This window comes from Akkermansia sp. NBRC 115031 (genome assembly GCF_030268505.1).
Taxonomy (GTDB): domain Bacteria; phylum Verrucomicrobiota; class Verrucomicrobiia; order Verrucomicrobiales; family Akkermansiaceae; genus Akkermansia; species Akkermansia massiliensis.
In genome coordinates, this window is the sequence record NZ_BSQU01000006.1 from 137,516 (window position 1) to 150,916 (window position 13,401).

Sequence of the window (13,401 nt, forward strand, 5' to 3'; positions counted from 1 at the left end):
TTCCATTCCACTTGCGCCGTTTTAGATACTACGCACAGGCGGCAGTCCTGATACGGAGGAAAACAGGCATTCACCTTGACTTGCCGCACCCGGCATATGAGAATGCCCGCAGCTTCCGTTTCAGGAACTTTTCCTCATGCCAGCAGAAGAAGGCCAGCCAGACGACCAGCCCCGGACGACAGGGCAAGTCCCGCCTCCCGCTCCAACGACAGGCCTGGAACAGATTCTGCCCGGACGCCCCCCTCTCCCCCACGCGGAAGAAAAAGGCGCCTTTTTCGTTTACCAGAGGGAGCTGGCCCCCGGCACGCGCCTGGAACAGTATGAAATCATCCGCGTCCTGGGCAGCGGGGGCTTCGGCATCACCTACCTGGCGAAGGACCTGTTCCTGAACCGCAACGTGGTCATCAAGGAAAACTTTCCCTCCAGCTGCTCCTACCGGGACCCGCTGACCGGGCATATCCGCCCCAACAACGAACACGACCTGGAAAATTACACCTGGGCCCTGAAGAGTTTCCTGAGCGAGGCCCAGACGCTGGCGGAGCTCAACCATCCCGGCATCGTCAGAATCCTGTCCGTTTTTGAAGCCAACGGCACCGCCTACTTCGCCATGGAGAACATCACCGGGCTTTCCCTGGATTACCTGGGGGAGAAACTCCACAGCACCGGGCACCGCTACACGGAGGACGAACTCAAGGGCCTGCTGACGCGCCTGCTGCGGATTCTGGACTACCTCCATTCCAGGCACATCTACCACCGTGACATCAAGCCCGGCAACATCCTGCTGACGGAGGAAGGCACGCCCGTGCTGATCGACTTCGGCGCGGCGCGCCATGCCCTGAAGCTGCATGCAGCCACCGTCCTGACTACCCAGGGGTATTCCTCCCCGGAACAGGCGCTGGGGAAAACGAACATCGGCCCCTGGAGCGACCTTTATTCCGTAGGCGCCACCTTTTACGCCCTGCTCACGGGCCACCCGCCGGAACGGGCGGAAGTGCGCCTGACGGAAGACGGCATGCCGCCGCTGCACAGCGACCCCGTGCTCACCCGCTATTACTCGCGGCAGTTCCTGCTTTCGCTGGACAAGGCGCTGGCTCCCCAGACCAGCTGCCGCTACCAGACGGCCCGTGAATGGATTCACGACATTTGCGCCATTTCCGGGGAAGAATCCTCCGCCACCATCCAGGTATCCCCGGCGGACATCCGCCACATTCATCCGGAAGGAATGCCGCATCCCTGCGCGGAGAAGAATTCCGGGAACAAAAAGGCCACCGCCGGGCCGGGCGGACTTCATTCCTCCTCCCGCAGGCTGTCCGCGCGCACCCTCCGCCGCAACCGCCACATGATGTTCCTGATGGTGGGGAGCGTCTGCACCCTGCTGCTGGGCGCAGCGGCGTTCTACCTGATGGACTACCTGAAAAAGGCCCCCATGGGCACCACCATCAATACCATCAAGGAGGCCATCCAGCAGCCGGCCGCCAACGGGAAGGAATTGGCCCCCCCGCCCCGGGACCTGGCATCCATCCGCATCCCGGAGCTCAGAATGACGGAAGACGCGGCGCTGGAACCGCGGACGCTGAAGGAATTCCAGCTGCGCCTGGACGATACGATTCTGACCCGTTCCGGCATCCCCTCCATCCTGCCGGAAAAGCTGCGCATCTCCTGCATCTACCTCCAGATTATCCCTCCGGCCACCGGAGGGGAGGAACTGCACCTCACCATCCGGGACTCCAACGGAGCCCTGGTGGACCGTTCCGTCAACTCCGTCCCCTCCTTCACGGTGCCGGGGCAATCCACCTCCACCTTCTTCTTCCCGGCCCTGCCGGAGCTCTCCACGGACCGCGCCTACACATACGCCTTTGAAACCGCCGCCCACAAGGCCGTCCCCATGCAAATGGCGTGCTTCAAAAGCGAGACGGAACGCACGGAGGAGGCCTTCCCTAAAATTCGCTTCATCATCGCCCCCGCGGCGCCGGAACCGGCCCTGCTGCATGACCCTGCCTACAAGGGGCTCGTAGCGGCAGTCACCACGCCTTCCCCGGGGCACGGGAACGTTCTCGGCCTGGCGAACGCCACGCCGGACATGCTGGCGGCTCTGGAACAACTGTCCAAAGCCGGCTACCCGGTGGCCCAGCAGGTATTGGGGAAACTCCTCATGTCTCCTGACTGCCCCGGCGGCCCCAGGCCGGAAGAAGGGGTGGAATGGCTCTACCGTTCCGCCACCGGAGGATGTTATGAGGCCATGAAGGAGCTGGGCATCCTGCTCATGGACATTCCCTCCTATTTTCCCCGCCTGCCACAGCAGCCCCCTCTGGCCTCCCGGGATTACGCCCAGGCGGCGCGGTTCCTGAGAATGGCGGTCCAGTACCGGGACCAGGAAGCCCTGTACCTGCTCTCCCTCATGTACTCCCAGGGCTGGGGCGTGCCCGCCTCCCCGGAGCTTTCCGGCCTGATGATGGAACGTCTCAACGGATCCGCCTACCTGACGGACAGCCTGAACCCCGAGGCGCCCATTGCGGCGTACTGGCTTCCCCTGCCGCTTGCCAGGGGAGAATCCACCATCCTGCGCTTCACCGTTCCGGGACCGTTCGCCCCATCCCAGCTCAAGGGCGTCACGCTGCATAACACGGGCATGAAGGACGCCTTCTCCATCAGCAAAATCAACATTCTCCAGCACGGACGCCTCATTCTGGACATCATCTCCCCCCAGGAAGTGCTGCCCGGCAAAAGCTCTGCCCCCATCGGCATCTCCATCCCGGAAGGCCTGCTGGCGGATACGTCCCTGCCCCTGGAGGTGGAAATCCTGCTGACGCCCGGAAACAGCAGCGGCGTGGTGGAAATGCCGCCTCCGGCGGAAAAGAAACGTTCCAGAAACGGAACCGATTAAGATTCAGCATCTTTTCATGAGAAACAGAAGCCGGGGACCCGTAAAACAGCCTTGATTCCCGTCACGGGAATGCTACAAAAGGAACATGACTTCCCTTACTTTCCTGCGTCGCACGCTCCCCTTTCTGGCCGCCTTCCTGATGGCCTCCTGCGGTGACCCCACCGTCTCCTACTGGAAAAAGGCGGCGGACATCAATACGGAATACTCGGAAAAAAGCGACGCGCTGGTGCAGCGCCTCCTGAAGCTGAAAAAGAATCCCACCCTTCCCGGCCTGGCGGAAAGCAGCAGGGACGCGGCGGACCTGCTGCGGGAGCGGGACGAAGAACTGGCGGACCTGAGCACGAAAGACGTGGACCCCGCCGTGGCGGCCTATGTGGAAGAAGACCGCAAGCTCTTTGCCAGAGGGCGGGAACTGGCGGAACGCTACCAGCAATACTTTGAAAAATACCTCAAGGGAGGTCCGGAATTCACGCCGGACCCGTCCCGGGCCGTTTTCCACATAGGCCGCGGGCGGCAGGAAATACGCAAAATCCTGGCTGAAGCCCGGAAACTGGAAGAACGGGCGGAAGCCCTGAGGAAAGAAAAATCAGCCGCGTTTGAGGAGGAACTTCCTCCGCTGCACTTCCGTCTTCCGGAAATGAAGCAGCTGCTGTCCAACCGTTAAAAACCGCCATAAACTATCTTTCCGGCTCCGGCTTTGCACGGGAGGCGCCTCCGTATCCCTCCCCCTTTTCGTTCATCAGCCATCCATGAAGCTTCTTCCGGTCCTTTTCCTCCTGCTCATTCCCTCCCTTTCAAGGGGGGAGCGGCATGAAACATTCTGCAGAAAGGCCATCAAGCTTCAACTAACCAGCTTCTTTCCGAAATACCGTTATTTCCTATTCACCGGCAGTTACACTTCCCCCCGCGCCGTACTCTCTGCAGCTGCCAGTCCAACAGGACTGAGCATCAGAAGCGGAAATGGAATTTCTCTGAAAGACACGTCCATCAGCATTTCCCATCATTCCTATGAACAGGAAACAGGCAAAGGCATATTCTCCCTGGGCCTTCTGGTTAAGGACCGCCCCTTCCCCCAAGACGGAAGAATCCAGATCAAGGGAAAGGTGCCGGTGAAATGCGCGCGGCTGGCCACTCTGCCAGAAACGGAAATCGATCTCCGTCCGAATGCCGCGTATTCCATCCCTCTCTGCATCTCCTCCTTTCTTGAAGAAAGGACGGACGTAGCCAATCTGGAAAAATGCCCGCATCTGGACATAAGGGTGAATCCGTATACGGAAACCAACACATGGAGCATCGGGCTCATTTATCCTGTGAGCTTCCCCTATGCCGGCATGGTATTCCTTGACCGGGAGGGACACAGGATCCCCGTGAAAACAGAAATGGCGCGATGCCGTTCGGGGCCGATTGAATTCCACCCGTTCACCTGCACTTTCCCGGAAAAATATGATCGCGTCCGCCTTGTCATTCACTATGCGGAAAAGCAGGAAACCAGGAACTTGCCCATCAACGCCGCCGTCTCCCGGGAAGACGCCTTGAAAGCAATGCCGCCCCATCCGGAAGGTGGCCGGATTCCCGGACAGCCTTCCGCAGAAACAGCGCATCTTTTCCAAAAACGAGATTGACACCCGCGGTTCTTTCCCCTAGTATCCGCGCACAACATCAGCGGCGGGGTAGCCAAGTGGTAAGGCGACGGTCTGCAAAATCGTTATTCGCGGGTTCGATTCCCGCTCCCGCCTCCATGTTTACTTTCAAACGTTTACGCCTTTAGCGTAGCAAGAAACGTAGTAAACCTCTTGTTTTTAGCTCCACATTTGGAGCAAGTCTTGTCCCGGGAAGGGGGGGTACGGTATGAGTTCCAGCCCCTCTGTTATCCACGCTCAAGGAGACGTGCTTGACTACCTGTTGCATGCGCACGGAGAAACACAGGAGCAATGGAGCGCGCCTTTTGACGCCACGCCCATCCTCCCGGAACTCTCAAAAGCACTCTATGAATGCGGTCTAAACCACCATCAACTTGACGTGGTAAAAGAAGAAATAGCGGATGCCCGTTTGCATATCCTTATCGGTATTTTCACTATCCTTTTTCGTAACGGTCATCACCCGCAACGCGTTACCCGGAACGTTTACAAGCTTGCCAAACTCTACTGTCCAAAATCCGTAGAAAACTTGTCGCATTCTGACCTTGCTCTCCTGACCAGTGATACCATTTCCGCATCATCCATGCGGGCGCACGCCTGCAACGATTTCCTTGACTCCTTAACACCCGATCAAGCGTAAGCTCTTATCGGGAAATACGGGAAGACTGCCCTGCGCAAGCTTGCACAAGTATCTTGGACCAGCCGGAAGGCTCAAAAGAAATCCCGCAAAAAAAAGAAGCAGGACGCCCCCAAACCGCGCACCCGCAAACACCCGGAACTCAACCTTGATCTGTAACGGAAAAGGACGAAGATGGACACGAAAGCAAGATACCCCGCTATAAGCTCACCCAAGCTTCCAATAAACGCTTTTCCTTCCTGCTCAATTCCACTTATGGCGGCAAGACGTTCCAGTTAAATGACGGCCGCACCGTCAAATGGGACTCCCGCGGAAAAAAGCGAAGTAAGAAATACACTTTCCAAATTACTTGATAAAAGCTGATAAAAGCTGATAAAAGCTGATAATATTTATCTTGACAAAAAGTGGTTCTAGCACATATTGGCATTACTACTAGTTCGTGTATCGCATACACCTCTAAAAAATCGCCCCAGCCTGCGTCACCAGGCCGGGGCTTTCTTTTAGCTAGTCAGAACAATAATAAGTTCCATCAGCCGTACTACTAATTCGGGATTAAGTATCACATGTTACACCTCCTTTCTTTAGTCCGGAACCAACCCGGCAATGCGGATATACAGGAATATCCCCTTTATTACAATTTATTTACAACCGCGCAAACTGAAAGTGCATCCAGTCATAATCCCGCTCCCGCCCCAGGGACACGCCGCCTTCATCTTCCACGAACTCCCAAAAGGCATCATAATCCGTTCCGGAAAGGCGTGCCTGCGGCCGATGAACTTTTAGGCCGTTATGGTCAGGGTCCATTCTACCGCAATCCCCCAAGAATGCATTGACGGCCGGCTAATGGTCATTCGGTAGCTTCCGCCATTGCGCCAGGCCGCCGCCCCTTGGCTTCTCAAGCTGCTGCCCGGACACAGGAAGTGCTGCACTCCTTGGCAAAAGTGACAGTTAGAGTTAGAGTTTAGACAACAAAAAAGCCGTACCCTGTGAGGACACGACTAGAGAGGGGAAGGCAATGTGACTTATCAGGCGTATCTATTTGTAAAAGAAAAAGAAATGAGCGTAAGAATTGCTAAAATTCCAATGATTGCGTATCCTGTGAATTGAGCGTTTCTCAGTCTTTGCTGATGCTTATCTTGAATATCCATTTTTTGCTTGTTGATGTCACGGCGGACGTCGCTAAGCCTGGTTTCTAAAGAATTTTTTGCGTCCAGTAGGTCGTTAATTGTGTTCTAAAGCTTTTTAACGGAGAGTTTGTGTTCCTCGTGGAGTTTTAGAAGGTCCTGGTGTGCTTTTTCTCCTACGGGCACTTTTGCCACGAATTCTTCAGAGTGTTCAAGGTGTGCAACTGGTTTATTATGCGGAGAGTTCAATTGCATAAATTTTTCTTCCGCCCGATCCATTTGGACCAATTCTTTTTCCATAGTATCTATGGATTCCATGAGTTTTCTGTTTTGCAGGGCAACCGCTTTGTTCATGTTCCTGTGCTTTTTTTCCATGGCTTCCTTGGCTTCAATGATCGCATAAGAGGTTCCACGGCCTCCAGCCCTTCCGCTTGCCATTGATGCGCGGGCGGCGGACCTCATAGCGTCTTCCTGTCTTGCTATGTCTTCCGTATCACGTTTAATGATGTCAGCAAGTTTCCTATTATTAAGAGTTATCTGTTGTTTATTTTTATCAAGTAATTTAGCTATTTCTGCCCGTCGTGTTTTAAAAGTCGCCAGCGTGACTTCCCATTCCTTAGCAGTTAATTCACGGTTAGCTAGTGCTGTTTCCACAGCGGCCTTTTTACGGCGTAAAGCCCGTTCCGCGTTCTGTTGTGCTGTTCGTTCCTGTTGTGCTTGTGTTTGTTTGAGGATAGTTTCTAACGCATCCCTCTTGTTCCGGAATGTTTCTTCTTCCAGGTCAAGAGTGTCATAAGATTCCTTTATCTTTCTCTCCAGATTATTGATTTTGGGCTCTGTAGTGAGTTGTAGCTTTTCCAGTTGAGAGTTCAGTTCATTTACGTTCTGGTCGTGTTGTACTGTCAAATGGTTATTGTACCATACTGTTCCAATGATGGCTAGGATAGTAAGGATGGATAGCAGATAGCGCATAGTTTTTGTAGCAGATACCGCCGTTATATATTGGCATTATTTGGCATGCAAGTTTTTTGTATTGGCTTGGTATTGGTGAATCAGGTTGTTTTCACACTTTCAAGAATGAGGGAGGGAACTCCCGTAAGTACGCTTTTTTGCGGCCTTGGTTAAATAGTTCTTGCCTTTTGCGCGGTGGTTGTGTTTACTCCGTCGCGCAGTCCCTGCAAACCTAATGTCGCGTTCGTCTAGCGGTCTAGGACTCCCGCCTTTCACGCGGGCAACACGGGTTCGAGTCCCGTACGCGATGCCAATTTTTTCTTTTCCTTCCGTCTTGAACCGGAATCTTTTTTACGCCATCCCCCCGGTATGTTTCTGGATTTTTCCACCCGTTGTGGTATGGTTATTTCCGCCATGGCAGCCCAGAACGAAATTACGCTGAACGGAGCCCCGTATGGACTGGCGGAACCCTGTTCCGTTTCCCGGCTTCTGGAACTCTTGAACATGAACGGCAAACCCGTCGTCGTGGAGCACAACGGCTCCGCGCTCCTGCCGCAGGATTTTTCCCGGATTACGGTTTCTCCCGGAGACCGGGTGGAAATCATCTCCATCGTCGCCGGCGGCTAGGCTCCCTTTTTCCTTTATTTCCCTTCCCAATCCGTCGCCATGCCCTCCATCCACGTCATGTCCCCCACTCTTGCCAGCCAGGTGGCGGCGGGCGAGGTGGTGGAACGCCCCGCCTCCGTCGTGAAGGAGCTGGTGGAAAACAGCCTGGACGCCGGAGCCAGATCCGTGCGGGTGGAGATACGCCGCGGAGGCGTGGGCCTGATCAAGGTGACGGACGACGGCTGCGGCATGTCCCGGGAAGACGCGTGCCTATGCGCCAAGCGGCACGCCACCAGCAAGCTTTCCTCCCTGGAGGACCTGTTTGAAATCACTCACCTGGGCTTCCGCGGGGAGGCCATTCCCAGCATTGCCAGCGTCTCCCGCTTCAAGCTCTGCACGAGGCAGCAGCAGGCGCTGGAGGGCTGGGAAGTACGCATCGACGGCGGGCTGGAGCACGAGCCGAGAAGTTCCGGCGTCTCCCCCGGCACCGCCATTGAGGTCTCCGACCTGTTTTACAATACCCCGGCACGCCGCAAGTTCCTGAAATCCGCGGAGACGGAGGCTTCCCATGTGGAGCACCAGATACGCCTGCATGCCCTGGCCTATCCCCAGGTGCGCTTTACCTACAAGCGGGACGACCAGCTCGTCTTCGACCTTCCGGCCACGGCGGACCTGCGCGTCCGCATCTCCGCGCTGACGGATGCGGCTACGGCGGCAGCCCTGATTCCGATAGAAACGACCATCGGGCCCGGCATTTCCGTCACGGGCTTCCTGCTCCCGCTTTCCGAGGCCAGGCGCACCAGAAAGGGGCAATACGTCTTCATGAACACCCGCCCCGTGGAGGACCAGCTCATCAACCGGGCCATCCGGGACGGCTATGGCGGTTTTCCCACCGGGCTGCATCCTGCGCTCTTCCTGTACATGGAGGTGGAGCCCGCGCTGGTGGACGTCAACGTGCACCCCGCCAAGAAGGAGGTGAGGTTCCGCCGTTCCGCGGACGTGGTTAATACCATTGTGGAGGCGATTGCCAACACCCTCCAAAAACACGCTCGGCAGGAAATTCACGCTTCCGCCGCCGTGCCGGAGACGGACGGCGGCCCTCCGGAACCGCCTTCCGCCGCGCCGCATGGGGAAACGCCCTCCCGGGCGGACAATTCCCAGGCCTTCCCTCCGGCAAAACCCCGCACGGCCCCCGCTCCTTCCTCCAAACTCCCTTCCCTTTCTTCCCCCGCCCCCAGCAGGCAATCACGGGAGGCTGTTTCTCTTCCCCCCCTGCGCCCCATTCCCCTGAAGCAGGTTCCCGCCACCCAGGGGAAACTGGATTTCCAGCATCAGGCGGAGGGCGGCGGCGCAAGGGACGCCTGCGGAAAGGCCGCTCCGGAGAGGGACGCCACCGTCGGGTTCACCTATATGGGAACCCTCCGCCAGCAATTCGCCCTGTTTGAAACGCCGGAGGGCCTGGTGCTGATGCATCCCAGGGCCGCGCGGGAGCGCATCATCTTTGAACGGCTGCGGGCGCACCGGGAAGCGCCCATGCCGTCCCAGCAGCTTCTGGATCCGGTGATGCTGGACCTGGACCCGCGGGATTTTGCCGTTATCCAGCAGTTCGCACCCCACTTTGACCAGGCCGGAATGACCGTCACGCCCTTCGGCCAGAATACGATCAGGATAGAATCCCTCCCCGCCCTGCTGGAACTGGAGAATGTCCGCACCTTCCTGCTGGAGCTGGTGGACCGCCTCACCCAGTCCGAATTCAGCCGGAACGCCAAACGCATGGCTTATGAAACCTTCATCGGGGAAATCGCCAGGAAATCCGCCTGGAAGGAACGTATTTCCCCGCACCGCGCCCCGGCCATCCTGAAGGAACTGCTGGCCTGCGAAGTGCCGTACTGCACCCCGGGCGGCAAGCCCACGCTGGTGAATTATTCCATTCCGGAGATCAAGCGCAAATTCGGCATCCAGGCGTAACGGGCCGGGAAAGCGGAAGGCCGGATACCTGGTCTTTCAGCTCCACATTTGAAACGGAAGGCCGCGCAGAAGAGCAGCAGGCCTTTGCCGCAGCCGAAAGGAAACCGGGAGCCAGCGAAGGAATGTTCAAGAGAATGAAGGAATACGGTTTTTGAAAGTGCGGCTTTTGTCCGTGCATTCATTCAGAAGCATGCGGCGCTTCCTGAAAGCCTTCTTTCCAAAACAGGGGGTACATGCCATCCTTCCATGAAAGCCGTTTTTCACTCCATTCCTTTTATCTCCCTTTCCTCCCCCTTTTCCGGCCCATCCGGTTTTAACGCACGGGCCGCCGCATCCATCCCGTCCTGTACGGAAGCTTGCTCTTGGCAAGGGGGGGTCCCGCGTTTATAATGTTACCTTCCCTGCCGTCATCCAGCCCGTTCCCAGCCATGCCAGACCCCGCCCCCAGCAAGCCTTCCGCACCACGCATTGCTGAAACCGCCGCCGGAAAAGCCCTGATGGCCCTGCTGGCCCTTTTTTACGCCCTTCTGGCGACGGCGGCGGCAGGTGGGGAGTGGCACACCCTTTTTCTTCCCGCCTGCCTTCTGGCGGCGGCCCTTCTGCTGTTCTGCTTCTGCATCCTCCGGGGGTACAAGATTCCCAGCCCCGGGCTGCCGGGATGGCTGGCGCTGGGGCTGGGAGGCAGCTATTTCCTCCTGCGGGCGTGGTTTTCACCCTGGTTTTACTATGAGGGAGTGGCGGACCTGGGCCTCATCGTCACGGCCATGGCCATGTTCATGGCGGGGGCGTATGCCGGAGCCGGGAATGGGGAAAGGAGCGTTCTTCCCGTGCTGGCGGCGGCGCTGGGATTGCTGAACGCCCTGCTGTGGGGGTACCAGAACATGACGGGTACGGAGGCCTCCTGGTTCAGGCCGGATTATTCCCTGTTCGGAACGGAGCTGCGCAACATCGGGCTCTTCGGGTACAAGAATTTTTCCGCTCATTTCCTGTCCGTCACGGGATTTTTCCTCTGCGCGTACAGCATGGCTTCCGCCAGGAAATGGGGCATCAGCCTGTTCACGGGGCTGGCGCTCGTTCTCGTTTCCTTCACCTGCAGTTCCCGCGCCGCCTTTCCGAATGCGCTGGCTGGCGTCACCCTGTGCTTTTTCATTTATACCTCCAGCGTTTTCCGCAATAACAGGAAATTTTATACGGCGGCCATCCTGTTCATTCTGCTTCTCTTCCTGGGAGCGGCTTATGCCGTGCTGGACCTGGCCAACGGAGCCGGAAAGCTGGCCTCCCTGCTGGATACGTTTTCCTTCGGGAGCCGTCTGGACCTGTCCAAACTGGCGTGGGCGCTGGCGGACCAGGCCCCATGGTTCGGCCACGGCAGCCGGATGTTCACCAACCTTTCCACGGAGTTTTTTGCCGGGGCCAGCCTCCCCAATTTCGCCCACCATGAGTACGCGCAGGCCGCCTGCGACTACGGCTATGCCGGGCTGGGGCTGATGCTGGCCCTGCTGGTCCTGTTCCTCTTTTCCGGGTTCCGGAGCGTGCTCAAGCTGGCGGGGGAACACCAGCGCGCCAATCCCCTGGGGCCGGCTGCCTTCTGCGTGCTGTGCATCGCGGCCTTCCATGCCTACGGGGAGTTCATCTGGCACAATCCGGCATTGCTGGGCGCCAGCGCCCTGTGCTGCGGCATCACCTGCACCGCCTCCCTTTCCCGGGTGAAGGCCTCCCGGCGCGCCGGACGCTGGTTCCAGGCCTCCGCCGCGCTGCTGCTGGCGGCGCTGGCCCTGTGCTACGCGTTCCGGGCTTTCCCGGTCTGGAAGGCCTCCCTCCGGCCCGTTCCGGTTTACTCCAACGAACGGCTTCCCATGCTGGAAGAGGCCGCTTCCAGCAGCCTGGACCCGGACCTGGTGCGGCGCAGCATCCTGCATGCCGTGGGCAGTCCTGCCGCTCCAGACGAGGCGCGGCTCAGGGAACTGGAACGGCAGGAGGAAGAGGCGGAATTGCGGAGCCCCGGCAATCACGGCCTAGCAGCGGCCAAAAGCCTGCTTTACATCCGCCAGGGGCGCCTTGCGGAGGCGGAGCGCCTGCTGCGCCCCTATGTGGAGAGTCCCGGCAGGTTTGACGACCGCATGTTCGCCTGGACCACCATTTACAATAATATGCTGTATTCCTGGAGCGCGGCCATTGCGGCCCAGTCTCCGGGACAAGCCCTGTCCATGGCGCTGACGGCCCAGCGCCTGATGTCCGCCCAGACGAATCAATGGCTGTTTCACGGCTCTCTGAATCCCGAGGTCAGGAAGGAACACGACCTGCGCCTCAGCGAGCTCAAGATGCTGATCCTGACGCTGCAATACCGCGGAGCCGTACCCGATGCCTCCTGGCGGAAGTAGGGGCGTCCTGATATTTTCAGGCCAACCCCGTTCCTGCGTTTTCTAAAATGAAATTCTGATAAAAAGAAATATGAAATACTTGAATCAAGAAATAGAAAACGAATTAAGAAACCGGGGAGCGGAACTGATACGTTTTGTCAGCATATTCCATTTAGACGAAAAGCAAAACAGGCAACTCCCGAACGCCATTGTCTTTGTACTCCCGCTGACCGCAGAGTATGTCAGGACGGTATTTGATACTCCCGATTACGTACAAGCGCGGATAGATAACAATTACGATTTCGATGATGATGAATTTTCACAAACTGAACATAAGGCGGGGGAAATAGCAGACGATTTAGCCAGGTTCATTGCCGGAAAGGGTTATAAAGCCATATCGCAATCCGATACGGGGCTGGTGGCTGATGACGTATTCAATGATGAAACCAAAGAGTCAGTATTACCTCATAAAACAGTCGCGCTACTTGGCGGATTAGGGTGGATTGGAAAAAACAACCTGTTAATTACTCCTGAATATGGCGCAGCACAATGTCTCGGTACGGTTTTAACTGATGCTCCACTGGAAACGGTATTACATGAACCTCCATTTCCAAAGTGCGGAAGGTGCAGCGCTTGTGTCAATATCTGCGAGAGAAAAGTTCTTAAAGGTAAAATTTGGAGCATCTCTGTTTCAAGAGATGAGATCGTTAACATATATGGATGCAGCACCTGCCTGAAATGCCTTGTGCATTGTTCCAGAACACAAATATATAAAAAGAGGAATATTAAATAAAGAGTTTCAGGATTTATGCCGGTGAACTATTCCTGAAATGAAACAGGCGACTGGATAATCATGTGAATCAAGCAATTATCCCGCGCGGAGCGCCAGTTTATTTCCCTTGAATTCCCCGGACAGTTTCTGACGAAGAAGGGAAACCCGCGCCCTTCATTCATTTAGCCCATGCTTTGGAGCAGGCCTTCAATGTTACTTCTGGTCCAGCAGCTTATCTCCCCAGGGTAATTTTATAAAATTTCTGTATTCATCGGATTTTCAATCCGTTGTCAACAATAATTCATTTAAGGCAAGATTTTTTAAGCCTTATCCGGTACGCTTATTCACTTTTTCCGGACACGAGGAGGAATAGGATGAAAGAGAAATAAACCCTTGGTTTCAAGTTCATAACGCTGTCTCTGCGGATTGAAAATCCCCCAGGCTTCGGGAAGTTTTGCGGAC

General features: G+C 56.6%; 9 protein-coding genes and 2 tRNA genes. 10 read left to right on the top strand and 1 reads right to left on the bottom strand.

The window, feature by feature from the left end; genetic code table 11:
• Nucleotides 1–136: 136 nt before the first annotated feature.
• From QSJ36_RS09340 to QSJ36_RS09360, 5 genes are all read left to right on the top strand, one after another.
• A complete protein-coding gene (locus QSJ36_RS09340; RefSeq protein ID WP_285468424.1) occupies nt 137–2,884 on the top strand; it encodes a protein kinase in 2,748 nt (915 codons plus the stop codon).
• Nucleotides 2,885–2,969: 85 nt separating this feature from the next.
• Complete coding sequence (locus tag QSJ36_RS09345; protein WP_102726792.1) at nt 2,970–3,548, top strand: hypothetical protein; 579 nt, start codon at nt 2,970–2,972, stop codon at nt 3,546–3,548.
• 703 nt (nt 3,549–4,251) lie between these two features.
• Nucleotides 4,252–4,506, top strand: coding sequence for a hypothetical protein (locus QSJ36_RS09350; RefSeq protein ID WP_146019223.1), 255 nt, complete (start codon nt 4,252–4,254; stop codon nt 4,504–4,506).
• Nucleotides 4,507–4,548: 42 nt separating this feature from the next.
• Nucleotides 4,549–4,623: transfer RNA gene (locus QSJ36_RS09355), tRNA-Cys, on the top strand.
• Between the two features lie 109 nt (nt 4,624–4,732).
• Nucleotides 4,733–5,161, top strand: coding sequence for a hypothetical protein (locus QSJ36_RS09360; RefSeq protein ID WP_146019224.1), 429 nt, complete (start codon nt 4,733–4,735; stop codon nt 5,159–5,161).
• A gap of 1,229 nt (nt 5,162–6,390) precedes the next feature.
• On the opposite strand, the gene QSJ36_RS09365 is transcribed toward QSJ36_RS09360, so the two are convergent.
• On the bottom strand, nt 6,391–7,254 hold the full coding sequence (locus tag QSJ36_RS09365) for a hypothetical protein (RefSeq protein WP_285468429.1): 864 nt from the start codon (nt 7,252–7,254) through the stop codon (nt 6,391–6,393).
• Between the two features lie 216 nt (nt 7,255–7,470).
• Here QSJ36_RS09365 and QSJ36_RS09370 point away from each other — a divergent pair.
• The 5 genes from QSJ36_RS09370 to QSJ36_RS09390 all read left to right on the top strand — a co-directional run bounded on the left by QSJ36_RS09370 (nt 7,471) and on the right by QSJ36_RS09390 (nt 12,960).
• Nucleotides 7,471–7,546: transfer RNA gene (locus QSJ36_RS09370), tRNA-Glu, on the top strand.
• A gap of 101 nt (nt 7,547–7,647) precedes the next feature.
• The gene (gene thiS / locus QSJ36_RS09375; protein ID WP_285468431.1) at nt 7,648–7,860 is read left to right on the top strand and encodes a sulfur carrier protein ThiS; all 213 of its coding nucleotides are present in this window, start codon (nt 7,648–7,650) and stop codon (nt 7,858–7,860) included.
• 39 nt (nt 7,861–7,899) lie between these two features.
• Nucleotides 7,900–9,807, top strand: a complete 1,908-nt coding sequence (mutL, locus tag QSJ36_RS09380) for a DNA mismatch repair endonuclease MutL (RefSeq protein WP_285468433.1) — start codon at nt 7,900–7,902, stop codon at nt 9,805–9,807.
• Between the two features lie 428 nt (nt 9,808–10,235).
• Nucleotides 10,236–12,188, top strand: a complete 1,953-nt coding sequence (locus tag QSJ36_RS09385) for an O-antigen ligase family protein (RefSeq protein WP_285468435.1) — start codon at nt 10,236–10,238, stop codon at nt 12,186–12,188.
• A gap of 70 nt (nt 12,189–12,258) precedes the next feature.
• Nucleotides 12,259–12,960 (top strand): epoxyqueuosine reductase, encoded by a 702-nt coding sequence (locus tag QSJ36_RS09390; RefSeq protein ID WP_102729580.1) that lies wholly within the window; start codon nt 12,259–12,261, stop codon nt 12,958–12,960.
• The last annotated feature ends 441 nt before the right edge of the window (nt 12,961–13,401 follow it).

Coding starts and splice junctions, on each gene's coding strand:
- QSJ36_RS09340 (WP_285468424.1), top strand. CDS start 137: ATGCCAGCAGAAGAAGGCCAGCCAGACGACCAGCCCCGGACGACAGGG.
- QSJ36_RS09365 (WP_285468429.1), bottom strand. CDS start 7,254: ATGCGCTATCTGCTATCCATCCTTACTATCCTAGCCATCATTGGAACA.
- mutL (WP_285468433.1), top strand. CDS start 7,900: ATGCCCTCCATCCACGTCATGTCCCCCACTCTTGCCAGCCAGGTGGCG.
- QSJ36_RS09385 (WP_285468435.1), top strand. CDS start 10,236: ATGCCAGACCCCGCCCCCAGCAAGCCTTCCGCACCACGCATTGCTGAA.
- QSJ36_RS09390 (WP_102729580.1), top strand. CDS start 12,259: ATGAAATACTTGAATCAAGAAATAGAAAACGAATTAAGAAACCGGGGA.
- QSJ36_RS09360 (WP_146019224.1), top strand. CDS start 4,733: ATGAGTTCCAGCCCCTCTGTTATCCACGCTCAAGGAGACGTGCTTGAC.
- thiS (WP_285468431.1), top strand. CDS start 7,648: ATGGCAGCCCAGAACGAAATTACGCTGAACGGAGCCCCGTATGGACTG.
- QSJ36_RS09345 (WP_102726792.1), top strand. CDS start 2,970: ATGACTTCCCTTACTTTCCTGCGTCGCACGCTCCCCTTTCTGGCCGCC.